Origin of the sequence: Streptomyces albus subsp. albus (assembly GCF_000719865.1) — a bacterium.
Taxonomy (GTDB): Bacteria; Actinomycetota; Actinomycetes; order Streptomycetales; family Streptomycetaceae; genus Streptomyces; species Streptomyces albus_E.
In genome coordinates this window covers 26,259-49,044 of sequence record NZ_JOID01000022.1, presented here as the reverse complement: position 1 = coordinate 49,044, position 22,786 = coordinate 26,259, and the positions used below count along the sequence as shown (strand labels likewise).

Below are 22,786 nucleotides of genomic sequence, written 5' to 3'. Positions count from 1 at the left end.
CCCGGGCAGGCAGTCACCGCGGCGGATGCCGGCCACGGGTGTACGACCACGGGCCGATGACCGGCCGGGGCTCCGTCGTTAGCATCGCCCGTATGCCGGCCTCACCTTCCCGCACCGCCCGTGCCCGGACGCTCCTCTCCCCGGTTCTCCGGCGGTGGGGATGCCTGCCGTCCGGCGCCTGGGCGGGTCTGGCCTGGTGCGCGGGGACGGTCTTCGCGTTCCTGTCCCGCGTGCGGCTGCCCGGGGAGGCGGAGCCCACCGTCCTCCCCGGGGTCTACCTCTACCGCTGGGACGGCCTGACGGTGATGGCGCTGGCCACCGCCGTGACGCTGGCCGGTGCCGGTCTGCTACGCCGCCGGCCCACGGCGGCGCTCGTGCTGATGCTCGCCGGTGCCGTCATCGCGTCCACGGCGCTGAGCGTGGGGGAGATTCCCCTGGCACAGTTCCTCGCGGTGGATGTCGCGCTGTACGCCATCGCCGCGACCCGGCCGCGCCGGACCGGCATCGCGGCCACCGGCACGGCCCTCGGTGTGCTGGCCGGCTACCTGGCCGCCCGTGTGTCGTTCGGCTGGCCGGTGGGCACCTCGGCGGAGCTGTCCGTGGCGCTGACGGCCGTCGTGGCCTGGCTGCTCGGCGACGCGGCGCACCAGTCCCGGGAGCACGCGGACCGGGCCCGCGCCCAGGCCGCCGAGCAGGCCATCACGGCCGAACGGCTTCGCATCGCCCGGGAGTTGCATGACATGGTCGCGCACAGCATCGGCATCATCGCGCTGCAGGCCGGCGCGGCGAAGCGGGTCATCGAGACTCAGCCGGCGGGCGCGCGGGAGGCGCTTGCCGCCATCGAGACCTCCGGCCGGGAGACGCTGTCGGGGCTGCGCCGGATGCTGGGGGCCCTCCGCCAGTCCGGGCCCGGGTCCGGTGGGCCGGGCGGGCCGGCGCGCGTGCCGCAGCCCGGCCCCGGGCTGGGGCTGGCCGACGTCGGGCTGGGGCTGGCCGACGTCGGGCGGCTGGCCGCGGCCACGACGGCGGCCGGAGTACGGGTGGACGTGGAGTGGCGCGGTGAGCCGGGGCCGCTGCCGCCGGAGATCGACCGGTCCGCGTACCGCATCGTCCAGGAGGCGGTGACCAACGTCGTCCGCCACGCCGGCACCGGTTCCTGCCGGGTGACCGTCGGCCGGGCGCCGGACGGGCTGTCCATCGAGGTCACCGACGACGGAGCGGGCCGGCCCGGGGAGGCGGGCGGCACCGGGTGGGGTCTGACCGGGATGCGCGAGCGGGTCCGGCTGCTGGACGGCGAGTTCGCCGCCGGGCCGCGCCCGGGCGGCGGTTTCCGGGTGGCGGCCCGGCTGCCCGTCCCGGCGGGGGCGCGGTGACGGTCCGCGTGGTCCTCGCCGACGACCAGCCGCTCGTCCGGGCGGCGCTGCGGATGGTCCTCGCCGACGCACCGGATCTGGAGGCGGCCGGGGAGGCGGGCACCGGCGCCGAGGCCGTCCGGCTGGCGGCGGAACTCCGCCCGCACGTCGTCGTCATGGACATCCGGATGCCCGGCATGGACGGCATCGAGGCCACCCGGCTGATCACTTCGGGCTCCGGCGGCGCCCAGGTCATCGTGCTGACCACCTTCGACGACGACGAGTACGTCTACGGGGCGCTGCGCGCCGGCGCGTCGGGCTTCCTCGTCAAGGACATGGCGCTGGACGACATCCTCGCGGGGATACGCGCCGTAGCCGCCGGGAACGGGCTGATCGCTCCGGGGGTCACCCGGCGGCTGATCAGGGAGTTCGCGGACCGGCCCACGCCCGCCCCCGGCTCCGGGGCCGCCGGCGGTCCCGTACCGCCCGCGCTCGCGGGCATCACGGAACGGGAGCGCGAGGTCCTGACGCTCATCGGCAGCGGCCTGTCGAACGGCGAGATCGCGGCGCGTCTGGTCATTACCGGAGCGACCGTCAAGACCTATGTGACCCGGCTGCTCGCCAAACTCGGCGCCCGCGACCGGGTCCAGCTCGTGATCCTCGCCTATGAGACGGGACTGGTGGGGACGGGCCGGTGAGCGGTACGGGCCGCCGCGGCACGGCCGGCCGCCGGCGGGGCCGCTTCACCGTGCGGTGATGACGTAACGGTGTCCGGCGCGGGCCCGCAGCAGGGTGGCCCCGTCGTCCCGTCTGCGCGTCCCGGCCTCCCCTTTTGCGGGCAACTCCCGGACGGTGCAGGGGCCTTCGAGGAGGCTGCCGCGGAGCGGGATCTCCCCGGTGCGGCCGGTGGCCAGGACGACCGTGTGCGCCCTGCCGCCGGACCAGGCCAGGTCGACCGTGACGTCGCCGCGGGCGCGGAGGCCGTGGACGGAACCCTCGGGCCAGGCGGCGGGGAGGGCGGGCAGCAACTCGATCTCGCCGTGGTGGCTCTGCAGCAGCATCTCGGCGATCCCTGCGGTGGCCCCGAGGTTGCCGTCGAGCTGGAACGGCGGATGGGTGTCGAGGAGGTTGGGGAGGGTGGACTCCCGCAACTGCCCCGCGAGGAGGGCGTGGGCCCGGTCGCCGTCATGGAGCCGGGCCCAGAAGTTGATCTTCCAGGCCCTGCTCCAGCCGGTACCGCTGTCGCCGCGCGCCGCGAGCGAGGTGCGGGCCGCCGCGGCCCACCGGCTGCCGGGACGGATCCGCTGTCCGGGGTGGAGGGCGAAGAGGTGGGAGACGTGCCGGTGGCGGTCCTCCGGGTCGTCCAGGTCCTCCTTCCACTCCTGGAGCTGGCCCCAGGAGCCGGTGCGCAGCCCGGGGTCGAGGCGGTCGAGGGCCCGCCGCACGTCGTTCCGGAAGTCCGGGTCGTCGCCGAGGACACGGGCGGCCTCAAGGGTGTTCGACAGCAGGTCGTGGACGATCTGCTGGGCCATCGCGGTGCCCGCGGTGAAGCGTCCGTGTTCCGGCGAGTGGGCGGGCGAGACGACCAGGGTGCCGTCGGAGGGGTCGGTGCGCAGCTCGTGCAGCCAGAAGAGGGCGGCCTCCTTGAGCGCCGGATAGGCGGTGTCGCGGAGGTAGCCGGTGTCGGGAACGTAGCGGTAGCGGTCGTACAGGAGCTGGGTGAGCCAGGCGGCGGCCTCGGGGAACCAGAAGGCGGTGGGCCAGTCGTGGACGCCCGTGAAGCCGTACGGGTTGGTCTCGTTGTGCACAACCCAGCCCGGCGCGCCGAACATCTCCCGGGCCGTGGTCCGGCCGGGGGCGAGCAGGGACGTCACGAAGCGGTCGTACGGCTCGGCGGTCTCGGAGAGGTTGGCGGGGTGCGCGGGCCAGTAGGCCATCTGGAGATTGATGTTGGTGTGGTAGTCGGCCGCCCAGGGCGGTTCGGTGCTGTGGTTCCACACGCCCTGGAGGTTGGCGGGCAGCGAGCCGGGGCGGGAGGAGGCGATCAGCAGATAGCGGCCGTACTGGAAGACGAGCGCCTCCAGCGCACGGTCGGCCGCGGCGGCGCCGTCGCGGCCGGTTCCTTCGTCGCGGCCGGTTCCGGGGCGGTTCGGGCCGGGGCGGACCGCGCCGGGCTCCGCACCCGGGGCCTCGGTGACGTGGGGGCGGCCGGCCGCGCCGCCGAGAGGTCCGGGGCGGCCCGGGCCGGGACGGTACGGGCTGTGCTGATCGCCGCCGTCGACCGTGCCCCCGGGCCCGGACGCAGCGCCGCCGTCGACCGTGCCCCCGGGCCGGGCCGCTTCGCCGCCGGCCACGCCGTGGTGCGCCGCGACGTGGCCCGCGTCGCCCCGGGCCGGCAAGTGCCGGACGGCCGGAACGGAGGCCGTCGCGGCGTCGGCGGCCCCAGCCGCACCGGCGGACGGGCGGAGGCCGTCCGCCGCCGTGCCGCCCGTGTAGTCCCGGAGCAGCCGGTCCGTCGGCACGTCCTCCGGCAGCCGGCCTCCGAGGTCGAGGCGCACCCGGTCGAACAGCCGCCCGTGGTCGGCCATGTGTTCGGCGAGCAGGTCGTCAGGGCCACGGCGCACCGCCCCGTCGACGGCGGCGGTCACCCGCGGGTGCGGGTCGTCGCCCCGGTAGTGCGGGTGGGTGTCCGCGTAGTCGGTGCCCGCGGCGAGGACGAACCAGGCGCTGTCGGCGCCCTCGACGCGGACCCACCCGCCGTCGCCGTCGCCGTCGCTGAGGGTGCCGCCCTCGGCGGTCACCTGGAGCTGCGCCGCGAACCGCAGGCCGTTGTCGTGGAGGGTGCCGCGTACGGTGATCCGCCCGTCCGCGGCGGTGACGGTGACGTCCCGGTCGTCGCGCGGCGTGGTGACGCGCAGGGTGAAGCCGGTGTGGCCCGGCCGGTCCGCGTCGAACCGTCCGGCGATCACCCCGGCCGGGTGGGAGGCGAAGAACACGCGCCGGTGGGTGACACCCCGGTCGTCGGTGTGGCGGACGGTGGCCAGGGCGGTCCGGAGGTCGAGCGCGCGCCGGTAGGAGCGGGCGGGGCCGTCGTGCGCGCCGGGCGGCAGATCGATCCGGACGTCGCCGAAGGGCTGGTACGCCCCGTAGCCGCGGCGGGGCCGGCCGAGGAGCGCCGCGGCCTCCGCGGGGTCGAGGGACCCGGACTCCTCGATCCGGCGCCGGACCTCCTCCAGGGCACCGGGGCGCGGTGACGGCCCGTTGCCGTGGTCGTAGCCCTTGGCGGAACCGGGGCCGCCGGTCCACAGCGTCTTCTCGTTGAACTGGAGCCGCTCGGCGGGGACGGTCCCGAAGACCATCGCCCCGAGCGCGCCGTTGCCGATGGGCAGGGCCTCCCGCTCCCAGTCGGCGGCGGGACGGTCGTACCGGAGGACGGGGTCCGCTGCCGGTTCCCGGAGGCCGTCGGGGCTCGGGCCGTGCCGCACCGGATCTCCGGATGTGGAGGGTGGCTCCTGCGACTCCTGCGGCTCCTGCGGCCCGAACACGCCTGGGGACATGCCGGGCCACGCTAGGGGTCCGGGCGGTGGGTGACAACCGCGCGCGGCGCGGACGGGGCGGGCCGTCCCCTCGCGCCCGGGCCAGGTGGGCCGGACGGGCAGAGGAGCCGGACGGGCCGGACGGACGGACGAGGTGGACCGAGCGGACCGGGCGGCGAGAGGGCGGCCGCGCGGAGAGCGCGGCGGGGTCAGCCGGTCTGGAACATCTCCGCGGGCAGCGGCTTGAGGAGCCGGTAGAGGTCGTCCGTGATGGGCCGGTCCCAGCTCGCGATGGTGACGAGCACGCCGTCGCTGCGGTCGAACTGCGCGCAGGAGATGCGGCTTTCGGAGAACTTGAGCCGGCGCACGATGAGGAGGTTGTCCTCGTGCATCACCGGGGTGTCCTCGGTCTCCGTCACCCGCACGGACTCGTCGTTGCCGAGCGCTTCGAGGAGTTGGGCCACCTCGAACGGCACCTCGTCCTCCTCCGTCTCCCGGGCCGGGGAGCCCTCCGGAAGATTTCCGATGATCATCGCCGGGCCGCGGCCGCCGAACAGGTCGTAGCGGAGGAAGACCCCCTGGCAGCTTCCGTCCGGCGCGGGCAGCAGCCCGGCCCCGAGGTTGCCCGGCCAGTCACCGGGATCCATCGCGAGGACGTCGAAGTCCGGTCCGGTGGGCGTGGCTGCGCTGCGGCGGCGGAGGAAGGACATGCGGCCATGGTACGGGGCGGCCGCCCGCCCCGGCGCGGGTGGCCGGGGCGGGCGGCGCGCACCGGGGACGGGCGCGGCGGCCGGGCCGCCGGCCCCGGCCACGGCTTCCGCGAGCCGCCCGGACCGCCGCCCCCGGGCGCTCTCCCCGCCCGAACGGATGATGTGCCGGCCGGACGGCGAAGGGGCGGCGTCGGGCCGGCCGGACCACCGGGTAAGACGGAGGCGGACGGCTGTCCGGAAGGGCGCGTGTCGCCCGCCGCGCGCCCCGCACCGGGGACCCGGCCACCGGGCCGGGAACCCCCGAACCCCGGCCCACGGACCCCGGCGCGGTACGCCCGGGCGGAACACGGCTCACCCGCCCGCGCCGCCCTCCGGCGGGACGGCGCGGCGGCGGGCGTGGTGGCGGGCGACCCGGGCGCGGTTGCCGCAGGACGGTTTGCACCACTCCTGCCGGGGGTGCTCCTTGACGAAGTACCGCACGCAGCGCGGTGCCGGGCAGGCCCGCAGCAGTTCCCGGCCCGGCCCGGCGAGGAAGGCCATGGCGGCCTCGGCGAGGACGGCGGCGAGCCGGTCCGCCGGTCCCGGCCCCTGCCCGGCCTCCGCCACCCCGCGCTCCACCGGCCCGCGCTCCGCCGGCCCGCTCTCCGCCGCCCCGGTCAACCACTCCCGCACGACGACCGGTTGGCCGTCCGCCGGCCACAGCAGGCGGGGCACGGTCGGCACCCGGGCGGCGGCCGCCGCGAGGACGTCGAGCGCCGTCCCGGCCGCCGGCAGCCGGCCCGCGTCGGCGCGGCTCGGCGGCCCGGGCGCGACGGCGCGGGCGAAGAGCGCGCGGGCGGCCGTGCGCACCTCCCGTACGGCCCGCAGCGCCTCCTCGTCCGCCGTGTACCGCCGGATGTCCACGGCGCGGGACACCGCCGAGTCCTCCGGGCGTTCGCGCAGCCAGCGGGTGAGGCCGGCAGGGGTGTTCAGGTCGTCGGCGACCCCGCCGTGCCCGTCGTGGCGGATGGTGGCGGCGAGGTCGAGCACGAGCTGATCGTCCATGGTGCTAATGGTAATGTCCGTGTCCACCATTAACGGGAGGAGAGGCGTGACGACGACCAACCTTCGGGAACTCCTGCGCGGGCTGGGGGTGTTCGAGGGCGAACTGCCCCGGTTCGACCCCGCGGACACGCCGTCGTCGCCGCACGAGCTGTTCACCGACTGGCTGCTGGAGGCCGTGCGGGCCGGCGTCCCCGAGCCCCACGCGATGACGCTCTCGACGGCCGGGGCGGACGGCGCCCCGTCGGCCCGGGTGCTGATCCTCAAGAACGTGGACGCGTCGGGCTGGCAGTTCGCGTCGCACGCGCGCAGCCCCAAGGGCCGGGAGCTGGCCGCGCGTCCGTACGCTGCGCTCACCTTCTACTGGCAGCCGCAGGCGCGGCAGATCCGGGTGCGCGGGCCGGTGGTGGCGGAGTCCCCCGAGCGGAGCGCAGCGGACTTCCGCGCGCGGGGCGCGGGCGCCCGCGCGGAGGCTCTGCTCGGCCGGCAGAGCGAGCCGCTGGAGTCCCCGGCGGCGCGCGACGCGGCCGTGCGCGAGTCCCTGGCGCGGCTCGAGCGCGAACCGGGTCTCGCGGCGCCGGAATGGACGCTGTACACCGTGCGCGCCGAGGCGGTGGAGTTCTGGCAGGCCGACCGGGACCGGCGCCACACCCGGCTCAACTACCGCCGGGAGGCGGACGGATGGCGGAAGGAACTGCTGTGGCCCTGACCGGATCCGCGGCGGCCGGGCAGCCCGGACCGGCCGCGCACGAACCGCCCCTGGCCGCCGTCCTCGCCGGGCACGAGCGGCTGTCCGCGCTGCTGACCGGCCTGACGGACGACGACATCCGCGCCCCGAGCGCGCTGCCCGGCTGGTCCCGCGCCCATGTGCTGTCGCACATCGAAGGCATCGGCCGCGCCCTGGCCCGGCAGGCGCGGTGCGCCGTGCGGGGCGAACTGGTCGAGGTGTACGACGGCGGGCGGGCCGTCGGCCGCGACGCCGCGATCGAGGCGGGCTCGTCGCGCACGGCCGGGGAACTGCGGCGCGCCGTACGCGACGCTTTGGCCGAGGCGGAGAGCGCCTGGACGGCGCTCGGCCCCGGCGACTGGTCACTGCCGGTGCGCTACCGCGACGCGGACGCCCGGGCGGCCCTGCTGGCCTGGTGGCGCGAGCTGGAGATCCACACCGCCGACCTCCTGCTCGGCCCCGGCCCGCGCGACTGGCCGCGCGCCTTCTGCGGCCACGCGCTGGACTTCCTGGCGCCCCGCGCCCCCGCCGCCGGACTGACACTGGCGGCGACCGACGGCCCGGAGGAGCGCGTCCACGGCGCGGGATCGGCCGTGCCGGTCCGCGGCGCGCTGGGCGACCTCACGGCCTGGATGGCGGGCCGCGCCCCTTCCGGCCCGCTGGACGCCGGGGACGGCCCGCTGCCCGCCCTGGGCCCGTGGCCGTAGCGGAGCCGGCCGGTCCGGCCCCGGAGTCGCTGAACCTGTGGAACCGCGGACTCGGCACCGTTCCGGAAGAGGTCTGGGACCGTACGGCGCTGCGCGTCCTGATCCTCGCCGGCAACGGGCTGACCCGGCTCTCCCCCCGGATCGCGGGACTGCGCCGGCTGCACACCCTGGATCTCGGGCACAACGCCCTCACTGCCGTGCCGGAGGAGATCGGCGAGCTGACCGGCCTGACCCGCTTCCTGTACCTCCACGACAACCGGCTGGCGGAGCTGCCCCGTTCACTGACCCGGTTGACCGCGCTGCGCTACCTCAACGCCGGCGAAAACCCTCTCACCGCGCTTCCTCCGGATCTCGGTGACATGACCGCCCTGGTCGAACTGCGCGCACAGCACGGCGCGCTGACGGCGCTTCCGGAATCGACCGGAGCCCTGCGGAATCTGCGGGAGCTGTGGCTGCGCGGGAACCGGCTCACCGAACTGCCGGGCAGCCTCGGCGGTTTGCGGGAGCTGCGCGAACTCGGTCTGCGCGAGAACCGTCTCACCGCTCTCCCCGAGAGCATGGCGGGACTGCCGCTGCTGCGCCGCCTCGACCTGCGCTCCAATCCGCTGCGCGAGCTGCCGGAGTGGCTCACGGGGCTGCCGTCCCTGGAGAAGCTCGACCTGCGCTGGACCGGCGTCGGCGAACGCAGCCCGGTGGTACGAAAACTCACCGGGCGGGACTGCGCGGTCCTGCTCTGACCCGCGCGTCCTCTGCCGCGCCGCCGGTTCGGCGGGCTTCGCGCCCCGGCGGAACGGCGCCGTTCCGGGTCCGCTCGCGCCCCGCCTCCGCCGCGCCGCCGGCCCTGCCCCGCGGCTCTCAGCCGAGGTCGAACTCGCCGTCGCGGGCGCCCAGGACGAAGGCGCGCCACTCCCCCGGGGTGAAGACCAGCGCCGGGCCGTCGGTGTCACGGCGGTCGCGCATCGCCACGAAGCCCTCGACGAAGGCGATCTGGACGTCGCCCGTCCCCTGGTCGCTGGACTGCCAGACCGCGTTGCCGAGATCGAGCCGCGGCTTCCGGTGCTCCGTGGCCGCCCGCCGTGTGGGAGTGTCCGCCATGTCCCTGCCCCTCCCGGTCCGTTTCACCCGGTCAGCCTAACGACGACGGGCGGCGCCGGACAGGGTCCGGAGGGGCCCGCCCCGGCATCCCCGGCAGGCAGTGCGCACGGCGGCGCCGGGCCGCCCGCGAGGGGGCGGCCCGGCGCCCGGGACCGGCCGTGAGGTGTGCCCGCGGCGGCCGCGTTCCGCACCGGTGTGCGGGGCGGGGCCGCCGACCGGGTCAGTCCGCCGTCTTGCCGAACTCGTCGACGACCGCCTCGGAGAACGCCTTGAGGTCGTCCGGCTTGCGGCTGGTGATCAGCTTGTTGGGCCCGTCGGAGCAGACGTTGAGCTGTTCGTCGACCCAGGTGCCGCCCGCGTTCCCGATGTCCGTCCGCAGACTGGGCCAGGAGGTGAGGGTGCGTCCCCGCACCACCCCGGCCTCGATCAGGGTCCACGGTCCGTGGCAGATCGCCGCGACCGGCTTGCCCGCGTCGAAGAAGCTCTTGGCGAAGGCCACGGCCTTCCGGTCCAGCCGCAGGAAGTCGGGGTTGGCGACACCGCCCGGCAGCACCAGGCCGGCGTAGTCGGCGGCCGAGGCGTCCGAGACCGTCTTGTCCACGGGGAAGGTGTCGGCCTTGTCCAGGTGGTTGAACGCCTGGATCTCACCGGAGGAGGTGGAGACCAGCTCCGGAGTCCAGCCCGCGTCCTTCACCGCCTGCCACGGCTCCGTCAGCTCGATCTGCTCGACACCCTCCGTGGCCACGAGGAAGGCAACCTTCACGTTTCCCACGTCCTCTCAGCTGCTCGCGTCGCGTTGCGTGGTGCACTCGCCGCGTACCCGGGCGTATCCGGGCGAAACAGCCGGAGTGCGGGGTGGACGGAGGGGTCGGGAGGACGCGGCCGCCGGCGGGGCGCCAGGACCGTGCCGACGGCTCAGACCGCGCCGGGGCCCGTGATGGGCTTGCCGTCGAAGACGCCGAGCCGTTCCCGGTAGAGCTCGATCGGCACGCCGTTGGGGTCGCGGAAGTAGAGGCTCTCCTCGACGCCGCGGTCGGGGCCCGCGTACTCCACCTTCTCCCGGTCCAGTGCCGCGCGGGCCGCCGCGAACTGCTCGTCGCCCACGGAGAGGGCGAGGTGCTGGACGCCGCCGAGGGTCTCGGTGGCGGGCGGGTGTTCGTGGCCGGGGAAGTCGAAGAAGCCCAGCAGATTGCCGTGGCCGAGGTCGAAGAAGAAGTGCGTGGAGCCGCGGTAGTCGCGGTTCTCCACGATCTCGACGAGCGGGAAGCCCAGGAACTCCTGGTAGAAGCGGATCGTCTCCTCGACGTCGCGGCAGATGAACGCCACGTGGTGGATGCCGCGCGCCGTGGTCGGCGGCCGGCCGGCGGGCTCGCGCAGCCAGCGTTTCCGCAGGCGCTCGCGGCGGTCGCGGATGGCTTGGAGTTCAGCGCCCTCCGGCTGCGGCATACCGTTTCCCCTTCTCACCCGGGGGCCCGGACAGCGGGCCCGTCACCGTCAGTATGCGCACGGCCGCCCTTCCTCGCCGCCCGGCCGCGCACGGCCCGCTCGCCGCGGCCACCCGGAGCGGCGCGGATGCCGTCCGTCCCGGCGGGGTTGACAGTGACATGAACACGGGAAGAAAGTTTCACCTGGTGGCGGACCGTCCGGAAATTTCTTTCAGGAGGAGCTGCGATGGCCGACGACGCGGTGGACGGCGGCACGGTGGACGGCGGCCCGTCGGCCGGCGGACTCTCCCGGCGGCGGTTCGCGGGCGGCGCGCTGTCGCTCGGCGGGGCGCTGTTACTGGCCTCGGCGCCGGCCCAGGCCGCGCCGCTCTTCACCGAGGGCGGCGGCGCCCCCGTCCTGCGCCGGGGCTCCGCGCGGCGGGCGGGGCTGCTCCAGCCGCACCTCGACCGGCTGATGGAGGACGCCCGCGCCTTCCTCGGCCCGTCCCCGGAGCACCCCTGGTACGCCGGTGCCGTGGTCCTCGCCGGGCGCGGCCGGACGGTCGCCCTGCACGAGCCGATCGGCCACGCGGTCCGCTACGCGGCGTACGACGAGGAGTCCGATACCGGGGTGGAGTTCCCCCCGGACGAGCAGATCCCCATGTCCGCCGGGACGGTCTTCGATCTCGCCTCCCTGTCCAAGCTGTTCACCTCGATCCTCGCGGTACGGCAGATCGAGCGCGGGTCGCTGGATCTGGAGGCGCCCGTCGCCTCGTATCTGCCCCGGTTCGCCGGCGGCGGCAAGGAGGAGGTGACGGTCCGTCAGCTCCTCACCCACGCCTCCGGACTGCGCGCCTGGATCCCCCTCTACCGCGAGCCCACGCGGGAGGGGAAGCTTCAACTGCTCTGGGACGAGAGCCCCGTCCAGCCGCCCGGCACCGCCTACGCCTACTCCGACCTCAACCTGATCTCCCTTCAGCTGGTCCTGGAGGAGATCACCGGCCGGCCGCTGGACGCGCTGCTGCGGCGGGACGTCACCGGCCCCCTGGGCCTGCGCCGCACCCGCTACAACCCTCCCGCCTCCTGGCGCCCGCGGATCGCCGCGACGGAGGTCGCCCGGGCCCCGTGGAGCGGCCTGGACCGCGGACTGGTCTGGGGCGAGGTGCACGACGAGAACGCCTGGTCCCTCGGCGGCGTCGCCGGGCACGCCGGGGTGTTCTCCTGCGCCTGGGACCTGGCCGTGCTGTGCCGCACCCTGCTGAACGGCGGCGCGTACGGCGACGTCCGCATCCTGGAGCGGGAGTCGGTCGAGCTGATGTTCACCGACTACAACACCGCCTTCCCCGGTGACGAGCACGGCCTGGGCTTCGAGCTCTACCAGCACTGGTACATGGGCGCGATGGCCACCCCGCGCAGCGCCGGGCACACCGGCTTCACCGGCACCTCCCTCGTGCTCGACCCGGTGTCCGACTCCTTCCTCGTCCTGCTGGGCAACTCCGTTCATCCGGTGCGCACCTGGCGCTCCGGCAGCGCGCCGAGGGTGGCGGCGGCCACGCGTCTGGCGCGGGCCGTGCCGGTCCGTCCGGCCGCGGGCCGCACCGCGTGGTTCACCGGCATGGAGAACGGCGCGACGACCACCCTCACCCTGCCGGAGCTGACGCTCAGCGGCGCCGCGCCCCGGCTGGCCTTCTCCCTGTGGTGGGACACCGAGCCGAACGCCGACGTGCTGCGCCTGGAGGCGTCGGCGGACGGGGGCGGGACCTGGCGGCCGGTGCCGTTCACCACCGAGGGCCCCGGCGAGGAGGCCCCGCGGGAGCATCCCGGGGGCACGGCCGGCGGCTGGTCGGGGCGGGTCTGGCACCGGGCGTCCGCCGGCCTGGCGGAGTGGCGCGGCGGCCCCGTACGGCTGCGCTGGCGCTGCGAGACCGATGCCCGGTACTTGGGGCGGGGCGTGTACGCGGACGGGATCCGGGTGACGGACGGCCGCCGCAGGGTCTTCGACGGCTCCCGCCGGGCCGACGCGGGGCGGATCGAGGCGGTGGGCTGGACGCTCTCGGCCGACTGACCCGCTCCCGCCGCGGAGGGGCGCGCGGCCGCGGGGCGTCCGGCCGCCCGTACCGCTCCGGCGGTCCTTGTCCTTGTGCTCGCCGGCCGGGGCCTGCCGTTCAGCCGGCCCTGTCCCGCAGATCGAAGCGGCAGAAGACGCTCTTCCCGCCGCGCGCGCGGGGGGCCCACCAGATGGCGTCGGCAAGGGTGTTGACGAGAAACAGTCCCCGGCCGCGGTCGGCGAGCGGGAAGCCGGGCAGCGCGGCGGGGAGACGGTGCGGCGGGTCCTGCGCCGCCGCGGGAGGGGCGGGCGGACGGGGATCGCCGTCCGTGACCTCCAGGAACAGCCACTCCGGCCAGGCGCGCAGCGTGACGCCGATCCCCTGGTGCCCGTCGGCGCCCGGCCCGGGCCCGCCCGTCCCGTGCCCGTCCGGGGGCCCCGCGCGCGGCACGGCGTGCTCCACGGCGTTGCCGACGAGCTCCGACACGCACAGCGTCACGTCATCGGCCAGCGAGGACAGCCGCCACTCCCGGAGCGTCTCCGCGACGGCCCGGCGCGCCGCTCCCACCGACTCCGGGGCACCGGCGGCCAGGCCGATGCGCCGGCATCTCTCGGCCGGACGGACGACCGCCCGGGCGCCGTGCGGCTCCCGGGGTACGAGGGACGCCGTCGGCGCCGTGCACACCGGCGGCTCCCGTAACTCGCGCGAGTTCATCACTCTGCCCTTCGGTCACCGGCGGAGTGCGGCCCGCCGTCTCATGGCTACCAGTGAACGGCCGATACCGCGCGGGCGGCAGTGTCCACAGGGGGATCACGCACACAGAGGGGTGCACGGAAGGGCCCATGCGTGCAGGGCGTGAACCCCCCGAACCCCCAACGGAACGCGATGAGTTGAACACTGAACGTCATGAACGGGGCGGAGGTGCGGGACGGGAGGGGGCCGCGCCCCGGCCGGACGCCCCCGGGGCGGGAACCGGAATTCCGGACGACCGCCCCGCCGCACCGTGCCGCACCGCTCCGGGCCGCGCCGGGCGCCGGGTCTCCGCCCGGCCGTACCGGGCCGTGCCCCTCCGTGCGCCGCCGGAGGAGTCAACGGCGCACGGGTGCACGCAACTTGCGGCATGACCGGTCCCGTGCGCCCCCTTCGCCGTCCGCGCGCCGGAGAGGCTTCCGGACGGGCGGCAGCACAAGGCGGCCGGAGGACCGCGGTTCAGCGGCCCAGGGCCGCCATGGCCGCGTTGTGGCCGGGGATGCCGCTGACACCGCCGCCGCGCACCGCGCCCGCCCCGCACAGCAGCACATTGGCGTGCCGGGTCTCGACGCCCCAGCGGCCGGTGGTCTCGGTGGCGTACGGGAAGGCCAGGTCGCGGTGGAAGATGTGGCCCCGCGGCAGCCGGAGTTCGCGGTCGAGGTCGAGCGGGGTCTTCGCCTCGATGCAGGGCCTGCCCTCGGCGTCCGTGGCGAGGCAGTCGGCGAGCGGCTCGGCGAGGTGGGAGTCGAGTTGGGCGAGGGTGGCCCGGAGCAGGCGGTCCCGCACGGATTCCCCGGCCTCGGTCCCGTCCGCGCCGACGGGCTCCGCGGGGTCGCTCTCGAAGAGGCGGGCCGGGGTGTGCAGGCCGAAGAGGGTGAGGGTGTGGTGGCCGCTCGCCGCCTGCTCCGGGCCGAGGATCGAGGGGTCCGTCAGCGAGTGGCAGTAGATCTCGCTGGGCGGTGCCCCGGGGATCTCGCCCGCCGCCGCCTGCCGGTGGGCGTCGGCCAGTTGGCCGTAGCCTTCGGCGATGTGGAAGGTTCCGGCGAACGCCTCGCGCGGGTCGGCCCCGGGGTCCCGCAGCCGGGGCAGCCGGCGCAGCAGCATGTTGACCTTGAGCTGGCAGCCCTCCGCGCGTCCGTCCGGGGGCGGCTCCTCGCCGAGCAGCCCGGCCAGCTCCTCCGGCGAGGCGCCGACGAGGACGTGGCGCGCCGCCACCGTGCCCGTGCCGTCCGCGTGGCGGTACGTCACCTCGGCGCGCGTGCCGTCCGTCTCCAGCCGGGTCACCTCGTGGCCGGTGCGGAGTTCGGCGCCCGCCGCGCGGGCCGCCGCGGCGAGGGCGGTGGTGAGCGCGCCCATGCCGCCGACGGGCACGTTCCAGTCGCCGGTGCCGCCGCCGATGACGTGGTAGAGGAAGCAGCGGTTCTGGGCCAGGCCCGGGTCGTGGGCATCGGCGAAGGTGCCGATGAGGCCGTCGGTGAGGACGATGCCGCGCACCAGGTCGTCGGCGAAGTTCTCCTCGATGGTGACGCCGAGCGGCTGCTCGAACAGCGCCTGCCAGGCCGTCTCGTCGCCGATGCGGTCCCGGAGTGCGTCACGGGTGGGCAGGGGTTCGGTGAGGGTGGGGAACACCCGTTCGGCCAGTCGGCCCGTCATGCCGTAGAAGCGCTGCCAGGCCTCGAACTCGCGGTCGGATCCGGTGAGTTGGGCGAACGACGCGCGGGTGCGGGCGGTGCCGCCGCCGACGAGCAGCCCGGTGTGCCGGCCGTTCCGGACGGTGGGGGTGTACGAGGAGACGGAACGGCGCCGGACGGCGAAGTCCAGCCCGAGATCCCGGACGATCTTCTCCGGGAGCAGGCTGACGAGGTACGAATAGCGCGAGAGGCGCGCGTCCATTCCGGCGAAGGGCCGGGTGGAGACGGCCGCGCCGCCGACCCGTTCCAGCCGCTCCAGCAGCAGCACGCTGCGCCCGGCGCGGGCGAGGTAGGCGGCGGCCACCAGGGCATTGTGCCCGCCGCCGACGACGACGGCGTCGTACGCGCCCCGGGCCGGGGTCGCCGGCCCGGAGAGGGCGGAGGGCTCAGAAGGTGCGGCGGGTGCGGAAGGCCCGGCGGGCGCGGTGGGCTCCTGGGTGTTCCGGTCCGGTGCGGTGGGGTCCGGTGTGGTGGGCATGGCTCTTGTTACCACGCCCCGGGCCGGCTGCCACCGGTCGCGGGACACGGTGCGGGCTGGGAGGATCGCCGCAGGCGGGCCCGGTGCCGGCCCGGCCGCAGTGAGGTGGCGGATGCAGACCTTCCTCCCGTATCCGGGGTTCCTGGAGAGCGCCCGGGTGCTGGACGCCCGCCGGCTGGGCAAGCAGCGGGTCGAGACGATCCAGGTGCTGCGGGGCCTCACCGTGCCGGGCTACGGCTGGCGGCATCACCCGGCCGTCCGGATGTGGGCCGGCTACGAGGAGGCGCTGGTCCGGTACGGGCTGGACATGGTCCGCGTGTGGTGCGAGGACGGCCGCCGGGACACCTGTGCGACGACCCTGACCACCGATCTGACGCGGGCCACGGGGCGCGCGGCCGTCAGGTCGCAGGAGGAGCTCGGGGCGGCCGGTGAACTCCCGCCGTGGCTGGGGGACTCCGGCTTCCACCGGAGCCACCGCTCGGCACTGGTGCGGAAGGACCCGGAGCGGTACGGGCCGCTGTTCCCCGGGGTCCCGGACGATCTGCCGTACGTGTGGCCCGTCTCGGACCGGTACGAGTCGGCCACGGGCCCCGGACCGGAGTGAGCCGCTCCCCCGCCCGCCGGGGCGGCACCGTGCGGCACCGGGCCGTCACACGGGCCGCACCCCGCCCGTCACCGAGGGGGCCGGCCCGGCGAGGGGGCGGCGGGAACCACCGGTTCCGTGCCACGGTCCGCGGCACGGGCGGGCGGCCCTCCGTCCGCCGTTGCGGACCGCGCCCGGCGCGGGCACGACCGCACCGGCCGGACCCGCCCGTCCCGGAGGGAACCCGTCCCGGCGGGGGCGGCGCCGTGCCCGGCGCCGCGCGGAGTGTCCGGGTGCCGCGCCGGCCCGTCCCGGCCGCGGCCGCCCGCCGTCCGCTCCCGGCCCGGAAACCGCGCGACCCAGGACGCGCCTCGGACCGGGGATCCCCGAAGGCCGCGAGATCGCCTTCCCGGCAGGCACGGTCCGGCCCGGCGGGCGGCCGTCAGCCCGGGGCGGGGCCGCGGCCGCGGAGGCCGGCCAGGCGGCGGTAGATCTCCACAGCCTCCGCCGACCGCCCCAGCTGCTCCAGGCAGTGGGCCTCGTCGCCCCGGCTGGCCAGGGAGTCCGGATGGCCGGGGCCGAGGACGTTCTCCCGGTCCCGGGCGACCCGGCGGTAGACGGCGAGGGCGTCCTCCCAGCGGCCCAGCCAGCCCAGGCAGACGGCGATCTCCCGGCGGCTGGCGAGGGTGTCCGGATGCCCGGGTCCCAGGACCCGCTCGCGGACGGCGCACACCTCGCGGGCCTCCGCCAGCGCCTCTGGCCACCGGCCCAGCCGGCCGAGGTTGACGCCGACGCCGTGCCGGGCGCGCAGCGTGTCGGGGTCCTCCGGGCCGCCGGCCCGGGTGCGTTCGCCCACCAGTTCCCGGTACAGCTCCAGGGCCTCGGCGCCGCGGCCCAGCCGGCCCAGGCTGACGCCCTCCTCGTGACGCGCCGCGAGCGTGTCCGGGTGGAGCGGGCCGAGGACGCGCCGCCGGGCCGCGGCGATCTCCCGGTAGACGCGCAGCGCGTCCGCCCAGCGGCCGAGCAGGCCGAGGGCGTGCGCCACCTCGTAGCGGGTGATCAGGGTGTCCGGGTGGTCCGGGCCCAGGATGCGGGAGCGGGCGCCGGCGACCTCGGAGGCCGTCCGGTACGAGTCCGCGGCCCGGCCCAGCCGGCCCAGGGTGACGGCGAGGTTGTGGCGGCAGCGCAGGGTCTCGGGGTGGCCGGGGCCGTCGGTGCGTTCGCGGGCGGCGAGGACGGCGGCGTAGAGCTGGTGCGCCTCGAAGTGCCGGCCGAGCCGCCCGAGGACGTAGGCCTGGTCCTGCCGGACGAGGAGGGTCGCGGGGTGGTCCGGGCCGAGGGCGCGCTGCCGGAGCTCCGCGACCCGCTCGTACTCGCCGAGGGCCTCCCCCGGGCGTCCGGCGCGGAGCAGGGCGGTGGCCGCCTCGTAGCGGCCGGCGAGGGTGTCGGGGTGGTCGGGGCCGAGGAGCCGCTCGCGTTCGGCGGCCACGGCGCGGTGCGTTCCGGCGGCCTCCTCCCAGCGGCCCCGGCGGGCGAGGGCGAGCCCGGACGCGTGGCGGCGGGCGAGGTCGGCGACCGCGCCGGGCGGCGGGGCGGGCCGGCCCGGCGCCTGCGGGGGCGGGCCGGTGGCGGCGGGGCCCGGGTGGCCCGTCCAGGGGCCGGTGAGCCCGGTGGAGACGTCCGCGGAGGCGGCGCGCGCGAGGGCTCCGGCGGCCTTGGAGCCGGTGGTCATGCCGCGGGTCCAGGCCGGCAGCCGCGGCTCGTGGGGCTCGGTGAGCGGTACGGGGCTGCCGGCCGGGTGGGTGTAGCGGGCGGCGGCGAGCCGGTCACCCAGTTCGGCGGCGCCGGCGGGACGGTCGGCGGGGTCCTTCGCGAGCAGGTCGAGCACCAGCCGCTCGAACGGCTCGGGCAGGCCGGGCCGGTGGTCGCGGAGGGGGCGGGGCGCGGTGTCGCGGTGGCCGACGAGCACCGACCAGGCGTCCTCCTGGTCGAACGGCGGGGTGCCGGTGGCCAGTTCGTAGAGGACGCAGCCGAGGGAGTAGAGGTCGCTGCGGTGGTCGGCGGAGCCGCCGGAGATCTGCTCGGGCGACATGTAGTGCGGGGTGCCCATGGTGATCCCGGCGCTGGTCAGGCGGGAGGCGGGGTCCATGTCGCGGGCGAGCCGGGCGATGCCGAAGTCGCAGATCTTCACGGTGCCGTCGGCGAGCCGCACGATGTTGGCGGGCTTGAGGTCGCGGTGGACCACGCCCTGCCGGTGGGTGTAGGCGAGGGCGGCGGCGACCTGCTCGGTGATGTCCACCAGGCCCGCGAGCGGCAGCGGGTGGTTGCCGTTGTCCTCCAGCACCTGCCCGAGGTGGCGGCCGTCGAGGAGTTCCATGACGAGGTGGAGCACGCCGTCGTCCTCGCCGAAGTCGTGGACGACCGTGATCCCGCGGTGCTGGAGCGAGGCGGCCACCCGGGCCTCGCGGCGGAAGCGCTCGCGCAGCACGCGGGCGGAGTTCTCGTCGTGTTCGGGTCCGAGCGGCTTGAGGCACTTGACGGCGACCTGGCGGCCCAGCGCTTCGTCCAGGGCGCGCCACACCTCGCCCATGCCGCCGCGCCCGATGCGTTCGAGCAGTCTGTAGCGGCCGCGGACCAGCCCGGTCTTCTCCACTGCGATCGCCGCCCCCGTCGATTCGCGCCCTCCCCGGCGGACTCCAGTATGACGAGCTGTGTGTGAACTGTGTACGGCGCCGTACGGGTTCGCTGCGGGAGGCCGGAACCGTCCGTGGTGGCCGAGAGTCAACTCCCTTCGCCGTGCGGGGAATTGTCGCACGACGCCGGCTGCCGGCGAGGCACGCGATGTGGCGCACGGCACCCTGGCCGCCCGGGCCGGCGGGCCGCCCCCGGCGCTTCTGCCGCCCCGCCACCCCGGCGTTCCGGCGTTCCGGCGTTCCGGCGTCCGCACTCGGCGCCTTACGGGGCCGGACCCCCCGGCTCACGCTCCCCGGGCGCGGCAGGAGAGGCATGGCCGGCATGCGACGGCACCGGCGCGCGAACGGGCACGGGCGGCGGACCGGAGCACTCCGCGCACGGGGCACGGCACCCGGCGCGCGGCGCGCGGCGCGCGCCGGAAGTCCGCGGCCGGCACCCGCCGGCGGACGCGTACGCCCCCCGCACCCGACGGACCGGCACAGCCGCCGGGCGCACGACAGCCGGCACACGACGGCGGGCGGGCCCGGCGGGCCCGCCCGCGCCGTGTCGTGGTGCGCCCGGACGGCGGCCCGGGCGCCCGTCGGCTGGTTACGAACCGCTGCCGCGGTCCTTGGCCTCGCCGGCCACCGTGCGGCCCGATTCCCGGGCCCGGCCGGTGACGTGCCCGGCCTGCCCGCGGGCCTCCTCGCCGGTGTGCCGGGCGGCGCTCATGGCCGAGCGTGCCACCTCCTCGGCGGCGTGCCGGGCAGTCTCGCCCGCGCCCGCCTTCAGGCGTCCGGCGTACTCTCCGGCCGCCGCCTTGACGGGGCCGGTGGCGCCGCCGGTCCGTTCGGCGAACCGGGAGACCGTGCGCTTCTCGGCGTCGGAGTCGGGGAGCAGCGACGCGCCCAGCATCCCGGCGCCGAAGGCGATGACCCCGGCCGCCATCGGGTTGCCCTCGGTGCGGCGGGCCGCCTCGTGCGGCGCCTCGCGGGCCCGGTGGCCGGCCTGTTCGGCGGTCCTCCGGACGGATTCGGCGGCGTCGGCGGAGGTCTCCTGGACGGACTGGGCCGTCTGCCGGGTCCGCTCCCGCGCCTGTTCCCTGCCGTGCGAGGTGTTGCCCATCACGCGCTCCTTGCTGTGTGAGGCGCTGCCCATCACGCGCTCCCGGGCTCCGGTCACGGCCTGCCGCATCCGTTCCCGCCGCCGTTCCACGGCCCGGCGGGGGCTGGCGCGGTCGGCCAGCTCGTCGACGTCGTGGGCCAGTTCCCTGCGCGTGGATTCGATGCCCGCCCTTATCCGGTCGGGCGAGTCGGGTGACGTGCCCATTCCGCGTCCTCCTTCAAGGTCTCGATGGTCTGCTCCGGCGCGGGGGATATCTGCCGCGACCGGGCCCGGCCCACCAGGGCCAGCACACCGCCGGCGACCGCCCACAGGGCGGTGACGATCAGCGCGGCCCAGGCCGGGTCCATGACGTTGGCCAGGGCGAACACGGCGGTCAGCGAGAGGAAGAGGGCCACCATGTAGCCCGCGAACGCGGCGCCGCCGAACATCCCGGCCGCCTGGCCCGCCTTGGCTCCCTCCGCCTTGAGTTCCGCCTTGGCCAGGTCGATCTCCTGTCCGAGCAGCCTGCGGAAGTCGTCGGTCACCCGGGAGACCAGTTCGCCCACCGAGGGCTCGGCCTCCCCGGGCCGCCGTGCGGCGCGCTCGGCGGTGCCGGCCTCCAGGTCGCGGAGGACGTCCTCGCGGTCGCGTTCCGCGGCCGGGGCCGCTCCGGTTCCCCGTGCTGTGGTCAGGGTCATCTCAGCCCACCTCCGGCGGCCGGCCCGGCAGGCCCGGCCAGTCGGTCTCGCGTGCCGCCGTCCGCCCGGGGACGCCCGGGTCCCGTGTCTCGGGCCGGGTGGAGCGGGACGGTGCGGGGCTCTCCCCGGGCGGTCCGGTGCGGTACCCGGCCTCGGCGGACCGGTCGAGCATCGGGCCCGGCTTGTCCGCCCCGGGCTGCCCGCTCCCGCTCTCCGTCCCGGAGGACGAGGACTTGAGGTCCTTGGCGATCCGGCCGGCGGCGAGTCCCGCGGCGGCGGCCGTGCCGAGGAAGACCCCCGGCTTGCGCCGCGCGAAGGACTGGATCTCCTCGGCGATGCCACCGGCGCCGCGCTTCTCCAGGAAGTCCGCGGCGCGGTATCCGCCGTCCGACACCTTCTCGGCAACGGTCCGGGCCGGCGAGCCGGACGGGGCGTTGCCGGCCATGCCCTTCAGGTCGTCCGCCCACTGGCGGACGGTGCCGGCGGTGCGCCGGACCTGGCTGTCCGCCTCGCTCCGGGCGCGGTCGCGCAGGTCGCCGATGGCCGAACCGGCCTGTTCACGGGCCGTGTCCGCGACCGCCTTCGCCTCGTGTCCGGCGGTGGCGCGCATCTCTCCGGCGGCGTGTTTGGCTTCTCCGGCCGTGGCCGCGGCCTCCTGTTCGGCCGTCTCCCCGGTCTGCCGACCGGGTCCGGCACTCGCATGACTGGCACGTGCCGAGTCGCTCATGGGTGCCTCCCTTCACCTGTCGCCCCACAGGGCGTTCGACCCCCGTCAGCTCTCAGCCCGACGGGTAACCAGCCCCATATGGACAAAACCGGCAAATCCGCAAGGTAGAAGCGGTCGGCCGGTCATCACCACAGGTGAGGAACGGCCACCGCGCGCAGCGGCTCCGGGGGTTTCCGGCCTCGGGCGGCAGTCCGCCGGTCCGGGCGACGTGTGCGGCGGACCGCGAGCCGTCCACCGCACACCGCCGACCACGACCACAAGCACAAGCACAACCTCGAACCACCGGGATCGCCGACTTCCGGCGCGGTGGCGGCCCCGTTCAGCACACTGGTGGGGACGACCGGTGTCGAGCCGCCTGGGAGACCCGCATGAAGATGCTGATCAACGTTCCGGAAACCGTGGTCGCGGACGCGCTGCGCGGGATGGCCGCCGCGCATCCCGAACTGACCGTCGACGTCGAGAACCGCGTGATCGTCCGCCGGGAGGCGCCCGTCTCCGGGAAGGTCGGCCTGGTCTCGGGCGGCGGCTCGGGGCACGAACCGCTGCACGGCGGCTTCGTGGGCCACGGGATGCTGGACGCGGCCTGCCCGGGCGAGGTGTTCACCTCCCCCGTCCCGGACCAGATGGTGCGGGCCGCTGCCGCCGTGGACAGCGGCGCGGGGGTGCTGTTCATCGTGAAGAACTACACCGGGGACGTCCTCAACTTCGAGATGGCGGCCGAGCTCGCCGAGGACGAGGGCATCCAGGTGGCCAGTGTCCTGGTCAACGACGACGTGGCCGTGACCGACAGCCTCTACACCGCCGGCCGGCGCGGCACCGGGGCCACCCTGTTCGTCGAGAAGATCGCCGGGGCGGCGGCCGAGGAGGGCATGCCGCTGGAGCGGGTGGAGGCCCTCGCCCGGCGGGTCAACGAGTCCTCGCGCAGCTTCGGGGTGGCGCTCAGCGCCTGCACCACGCCCGCCAAGGGCGGCCCCACCTTCGATCTGCCGCCGGGCGAGCTGGAGTTGGGCATCGGCATCCACGGCGAGCCGGGCCGGGAGCGGCGCGCCATGATGACGTCCGGGGAGATCGCCGACTTCGCCGTGGACGCCGTCCTGGAGGACCTGGACCCCCGGGAGCCGGTGCTGCTCCTCGTCAACGGCATGGGGGCCACGCCGCTGCTGGAGCTCTACGGCTTCCACGCCGAGGTGAGCCGGGTGCTGCGGGAGCGCCGGGTGGACGTGGCCCGCACGCTGGTCGGCAACTACGTCACCTCGCTGGACATGGCGGGCTGTTCGGTGACGCTCTGCCGGGCGGACGAGGAACTGCTGCGGCTGTGGGACGCGCCGGTGGTGACTCCCGGCCTGCGCTGGGGGCGCTGAGCCGGCGCCGCGGCCGGGGCGGATCGCGCGGCGGTCCGGTAGCCCGTTCGCGTCCGTTCGCGCGCCTCCGAGGCACGAACC

The 22,786-nt window shown here is 76.2% G+C and carries 20 protein-coding genes; 8 read left to right on the top strand and 12 right to left on the bottom strand.

The genetic code is table 11. The features are described 5' to 3' along the window. The first annotated feature begins 92 nt into the window (after positions 1–92). Together IF83_RS0122170 and IF83_RS0122165 are read left to right on the top strand one after the other, a co-directional pair. Positions 93–1,373 (top strand): sensor histidine kinase, encoded by a 1,281-nt coding sequence (locus IF83_RS0122170; protein ID WP_037680857.1) that lies wholly within the window; start codon positions 93–95, stop codon positions 1,371–1,373. Beyond that, positions 1,370–2,050: a response regulator gene (locus IF83_RS0122165; protein ID WP_030546827.1), complete on the top strand. Its 681-nt coding sequence runs from the start codon at positions 1,370–1,372 to the stop codon at positions 2,048–2,050. Before IF83_RS0122170 ends, IF83_RS0122165 begins: the two co-directional genes overlap by 4 nt. A gap of 45 nt (positions 2,051–2,095) precedes the next feature. Here the strand turns inward: IF83_RS0122165 and IF83_RS34965 are convergent, their stop codons facing one another. The 3 genes from IF83_RS34965 to IF83_RS0122145 form a co-directional block, all read right to left on the bottom strand. Continuing rightward, positions 2,096–4,909 (bottom strand): glycoside hydrolase family 95 protein, encoded by a 2,814-nt coding sequence (locus IF83_RS34965; RefSeq protein ID WP_244177167.1) that lies wholly within the window; start codon positions 4,907–4,909, stop codon positions 2,096–2,098. Positions 4,910–5,097: 188 nt separating this feature from the next. Next, positions 5,098–5,598 (bottom strand): hypothetical protein, encoded by a 501-nt coding sequence (locus tag IF83_RS0122150; RefSeq protein WP_030546825.1) that lies wholly within the window; start codon positions 5,596–5,598, stop codon positions 5,098–5,100. Positions 5,599–5,949: 351 nt separating this feature from the next. Continuing rightward, on the bottom strand, positions 5,950–6,642 hold the full coding sequence (locus tag IF83_RS0122145) for an ABATE domain-containing protein (RefSeq protein WP_107046844.1): 693 nt from the start codon (positions 6,640–6,642) through the stop codon (positions 5,950–5,952). 46 nt (positions 6,643–6,688) lie between these two features. Here IF83_RS0122145 and IF83_RS0122140 point away from each other — a divergent pair, with 46 nt between their 5' ends. The 3 genes from IF83_RS0122140 to IF83_RS0122130 are packed head-to-tail and all read left to right on the top strand — an operon-like array spanning position 6,689 to position 8,810. Further along, complete coding sequence (locus IF83_RS0122140; protein WP_030546821.1) at positions 6,689–7,348, top strand: pyridoxine/pyridoxamine 5'-phosphate oxidase; 660 nt, start codon at positions 6,689–6,691, stop codon at positions 7,346–7,348. Further along, on the top strand, positions 7,339–8,073 hold the full coding sequence (locus IF83_RS0122135) for a maleylpyruvate isomerase family mycothiol-dependent enzyme (protein ID WP_244177166.1): 735 nt from the start codon (positions 7,339–7,341) through the stop codon (positions 8,071–8,073). Before IF83_RS0122140 ends, IF83_RS0122135 begins: the two co-directional genes overlap by 10 nt. A 29-nt stretch (positions 8,074–8,102) precedes the next feature. Next, positions 8,103–8,810 (top strand): leucine-rich repeat domain-containing protein, encoded by a 708-nt coding sequence (locus tag IF83_RS0122130; protein WP_030546817.1) that lies wholly within the window; start codon positions 8,103–8,105, stop codon positions 8,808–8,810. A 118-nt stretch (positions 8,811–8,928) separates the two neighbouring features. On the opposite strand, the gene IF83_RS0122125 is transcribed toward IF83_RS0122130, so the two are convergent. From IF83_RS0122125 to IF83_RS0122115, 3 genes are all read right to left on the bottom strand, one after another. Continuing rightward, the gene (locus IF83_RS0122125; protein WP_030546815.1) at positions 8,929–9,168 is read right to left on the bottom strand and encodes a DUF397 domain-containing protein; all 240 of its coding nucleotides are present in this window, start codon (positions 9,166–9,168) and stop codon (positions 8,929–8,931) included. Between the two features lie 220 nt (positions 9,169–9,388). After that, on the bottom strand, positions 9,389–9,931 hold the full coding sequence (locus IF83_RS0122120) for a type 1 glutamine amidotransferase domain-containing protein (RefSeq protein ID WP_030546813.1): 543 nt from the start codon (positions 9,929–9,931) through the stop codon (positions 9,389–9,391). 152 nt (positions 9,932–10,083) lie between these two features. Further along, positions 10,084–10,614 (bottom strand): VOC family protein, encoded by a 531-nt coding sequence (locus IF83_RS0122115; protein ID WP_051723126.1) that lies wholly within the window; start codon positions 10,612–10,614, stop codon positions 10,084–10,086. Between the two features lie 225 nt (positions 10,615–10,839). Here IF83_RS0122115 and IF83_RS0122110 point away from each other — a divergent pair, with 225 nt between their 5' ends. Beyond that, the gene (locus IF83_RS0122110; protein WP_051723123.1) at positions 10,840–12,657 is read left to right on the top strand and encodes a serine hydrolase domain-containing protein; all 1,818 of its coding nucleotides are present in this window, start codon (positions 10,840–10,842) and stop codon (positions 12,655–12,657) included. Between the two features lie 100 nt (positions 12,658–12,757). Here the strand turns inward: IF83_RS0122110 and IF83_RS0122105 are convergent, their stop codons facing one another. Next, positions 12,758–13,354 carry an ATP-binding protein gene (locus IF83_RS0122105; protein ID WP_078843742.1) on the bottom strand — a complete coding sequence of 199 codons (597 nt, stop codon included), beginning with the start codon at positions 13,352–13,354 and terminating at the stop codon, positions 12,758–12,760. Between the two features lie 495 nt (positions 13,355–13,849). Next, a complete protein-coding gene (locus IF83_RS0122100) occupies positions 13,850–15,559 on the bottom strand; it encodes a phytoene desaturase family protein (protein WP_078843741.1) in 1,710 nt (569 codons plus the stop codon). 112 nt (positions 15,560–15,671) lie between these two features. Here IF83_RS0122100 and IF83_RS0122095 point away from each other — a divergent pair, with 112 nt between their 5' ends. Continuing rightward, positions 15,672–16,163 (top strand): MSMEG_6728 family protein, encoded by a 492-nt coding sequence (locus IF83_RS0122095; RefSeq protein ID WP_030546805.1) that lies wholly within the window; start codon positions 15,672–15,674, stop codon positions 16,161–16,163. Between the two features lie 421 nt (positions 16,164–16,584). Here IF83_RS0122095 and IF83_RS0122090 read toward each other — a convergent pair whose 3' ends face one another. The 4 genes from IF83_RS0122090 to IF83_RS0122070 form a co-directional block, all read right to left on the bottom strand. Further along, the gene (locus IF83_RS0122090) at positions 16,585–18,795 is read right to left on the bottom strand and encodes a serine/threonine-protein kinase (protein WP_030546803.1); all 2,211 of its coding nucleotides are present in this window, start codon (positions 18,793–18,795) and stop codon (positions 16,585–16,587) included. Positions 18,796–19,424: 629 nt separating this feature from the next. After that, a complete protein-coding gene (locus tag IF83_RS0122080) occupies positions 19,425–20,144 on the bottom strand; it encodes a DUF3618 domain-containing protein (RefSeq protein ID WP_030546801.1) in 720 nt (239 codons plus the stop codon). Beyond that, positions 20,111–20,617: a phage holin family protein gene (locus IF83_RS0122075; protein WP_078843739.1), complete on the bottom strand. Its 507-nt coding sequence runs from the start codon at positions 20,615–20,617 to the stop codon at positions 20,111–20,113. Before IF83_RS0122075 ends, IF83_RS0122080 begins: the two co-directional genes overlap by 34 nt. Position 20,618: 1 nt before the next feature. Continuing rightward, positions 20,619–21,344: a hypothetical protein gene (locus IF83_RS0122070; RefSeq protein ID WP_051723120.1), complete on the bottom strand. Its 726-nt coding sequence runs from the start codon at positions 21,342–21,344 to the stop codon at positions 20,619–20,621. Between the two features lie 368 nt (positions 21,345–21,712). Between IF83_RS0122070 and dhaK the strand changes: the two genes are divergently transcribed. Further along, entirely contained in the window at positions 21,713–22,705 is a 993-nt protein-coding gene (gene dhaK, locus IF83_RS0122065; RefSeq protein WP_030546795.1) for a dihydroxyacetone kinase subunit DhaK, read from the top strand. The last annotated feature ends 81 nt before the right edge of the window (positions 22,706–22,786 follow it).

What these genes read in the sequence shown, in the direction of transcription:
- IF83_RS0122110 (WP_051723123.1), top strand. Translation starts at nt 10,840, where the DNA reads ATGGCCGACGACGCGGTGGACGGCGGCACGGTGGACGGCGGCCCGTCG.
- IF83_RS0122170 (WP_037680857.1), top strand. Translation starts at nt 93, where the DNA reads ATGCCGGCCTCACCTTCCCGCACCGCCCGTGCCCGGACGCTCCTCTCC.
- IF83_RS34965 (WP_244177167.1), bottom strand. Translation starts at nt 4,909, where the DNA reads ATGTCCCCAGGCGTGTTCGGGCCGCAGGAGCCGCAGGAGTCGCAGGAG.
- IF83_RS0122150 (WP_030546825.1), bottom strand. Translation starts at nt 5,598, where the DNA reads ATGTCCTTCCTCCGCCGCCGCAGCGCAGCCACGCCCACCGGACCGGAC.
- IF83_RS0122125 (WP_030546815.1), bottom strand. Translation starts at nt 9,168, where the DNA reads ATGGCGGACACTCCCACACGGCGGGCGGCCACGGAGCACCGGAAGCCG.
- IF83_RS0122095 (WP_030546805.1), top strand. Translation starts at nt 15,672, where the DNA reads ATGCAGACCTTCCTCCCGTATCCGGGGTTCCTGGAGAGCGCCCGGGTG.
- IF83_RS0122075 (WP_078843739.1), bottom strand. Translation starts at nt 20,617, where the DNA reads ATGACCCTGACCACAGCACGGGGAACCGGAGCGGCCCCGGCCGCGGAA.
- IF83_RS0122070 (WP_051723120.1), bottom strand. Translation starts at nt 21,344, where the DNA reads ATGAGCGACTCGGCACGTGCCAGTCATGCGAGTGCCGGACCCGGTCGG.
- IF83_RS0122115 (WP_051723126.1), bottom strand. Translation starts at nt 10,614, where the DNA reads ATGCCGCAGCCGGAGGGCGCTGAACTCCAAGCCATCCGCGACCGCCGC.
- IF83_RS0122080 (WP_030546801.1), bottom strand. Translation starts at nt 20,144, where the DNA reads ATGGGCACGTCACCCGACTCGCCCGACCGGATAAGGGCGGGCATCGAA.
- IF83_RS0122105 (WP_078843742.1), bottom strand. Translation starts at nt 13,354, where the DNA reads ATGAACTCGCGCGAGTTACGGGAGCCGCCGGTGTGCACGGCGCCGACG.
- IF83_RS0122100 (WP_078843741.1), bottom strand. Translation starts at nt 15,559, where the DNA reads ATGCCCACCACACCGGACCCCACCGCACCGGACCGGAACACCCAGGAG.
- IF83_RS0122145 (WP_107046844.1), bottom strand. Translation starts at nt 6,642, where the DNA reads ATGGACGATCAGCTCGTGCTCGACCTCGCCGCCACCATCCGCCACGAC.
- dhaK (WP_030546795.1), top strand. Translation starts at nt 21,713, where the DNA reads ATGAAGATGCTGATCAACGTTCCGGAAACCGTGGTCGCGGACGCGCTG.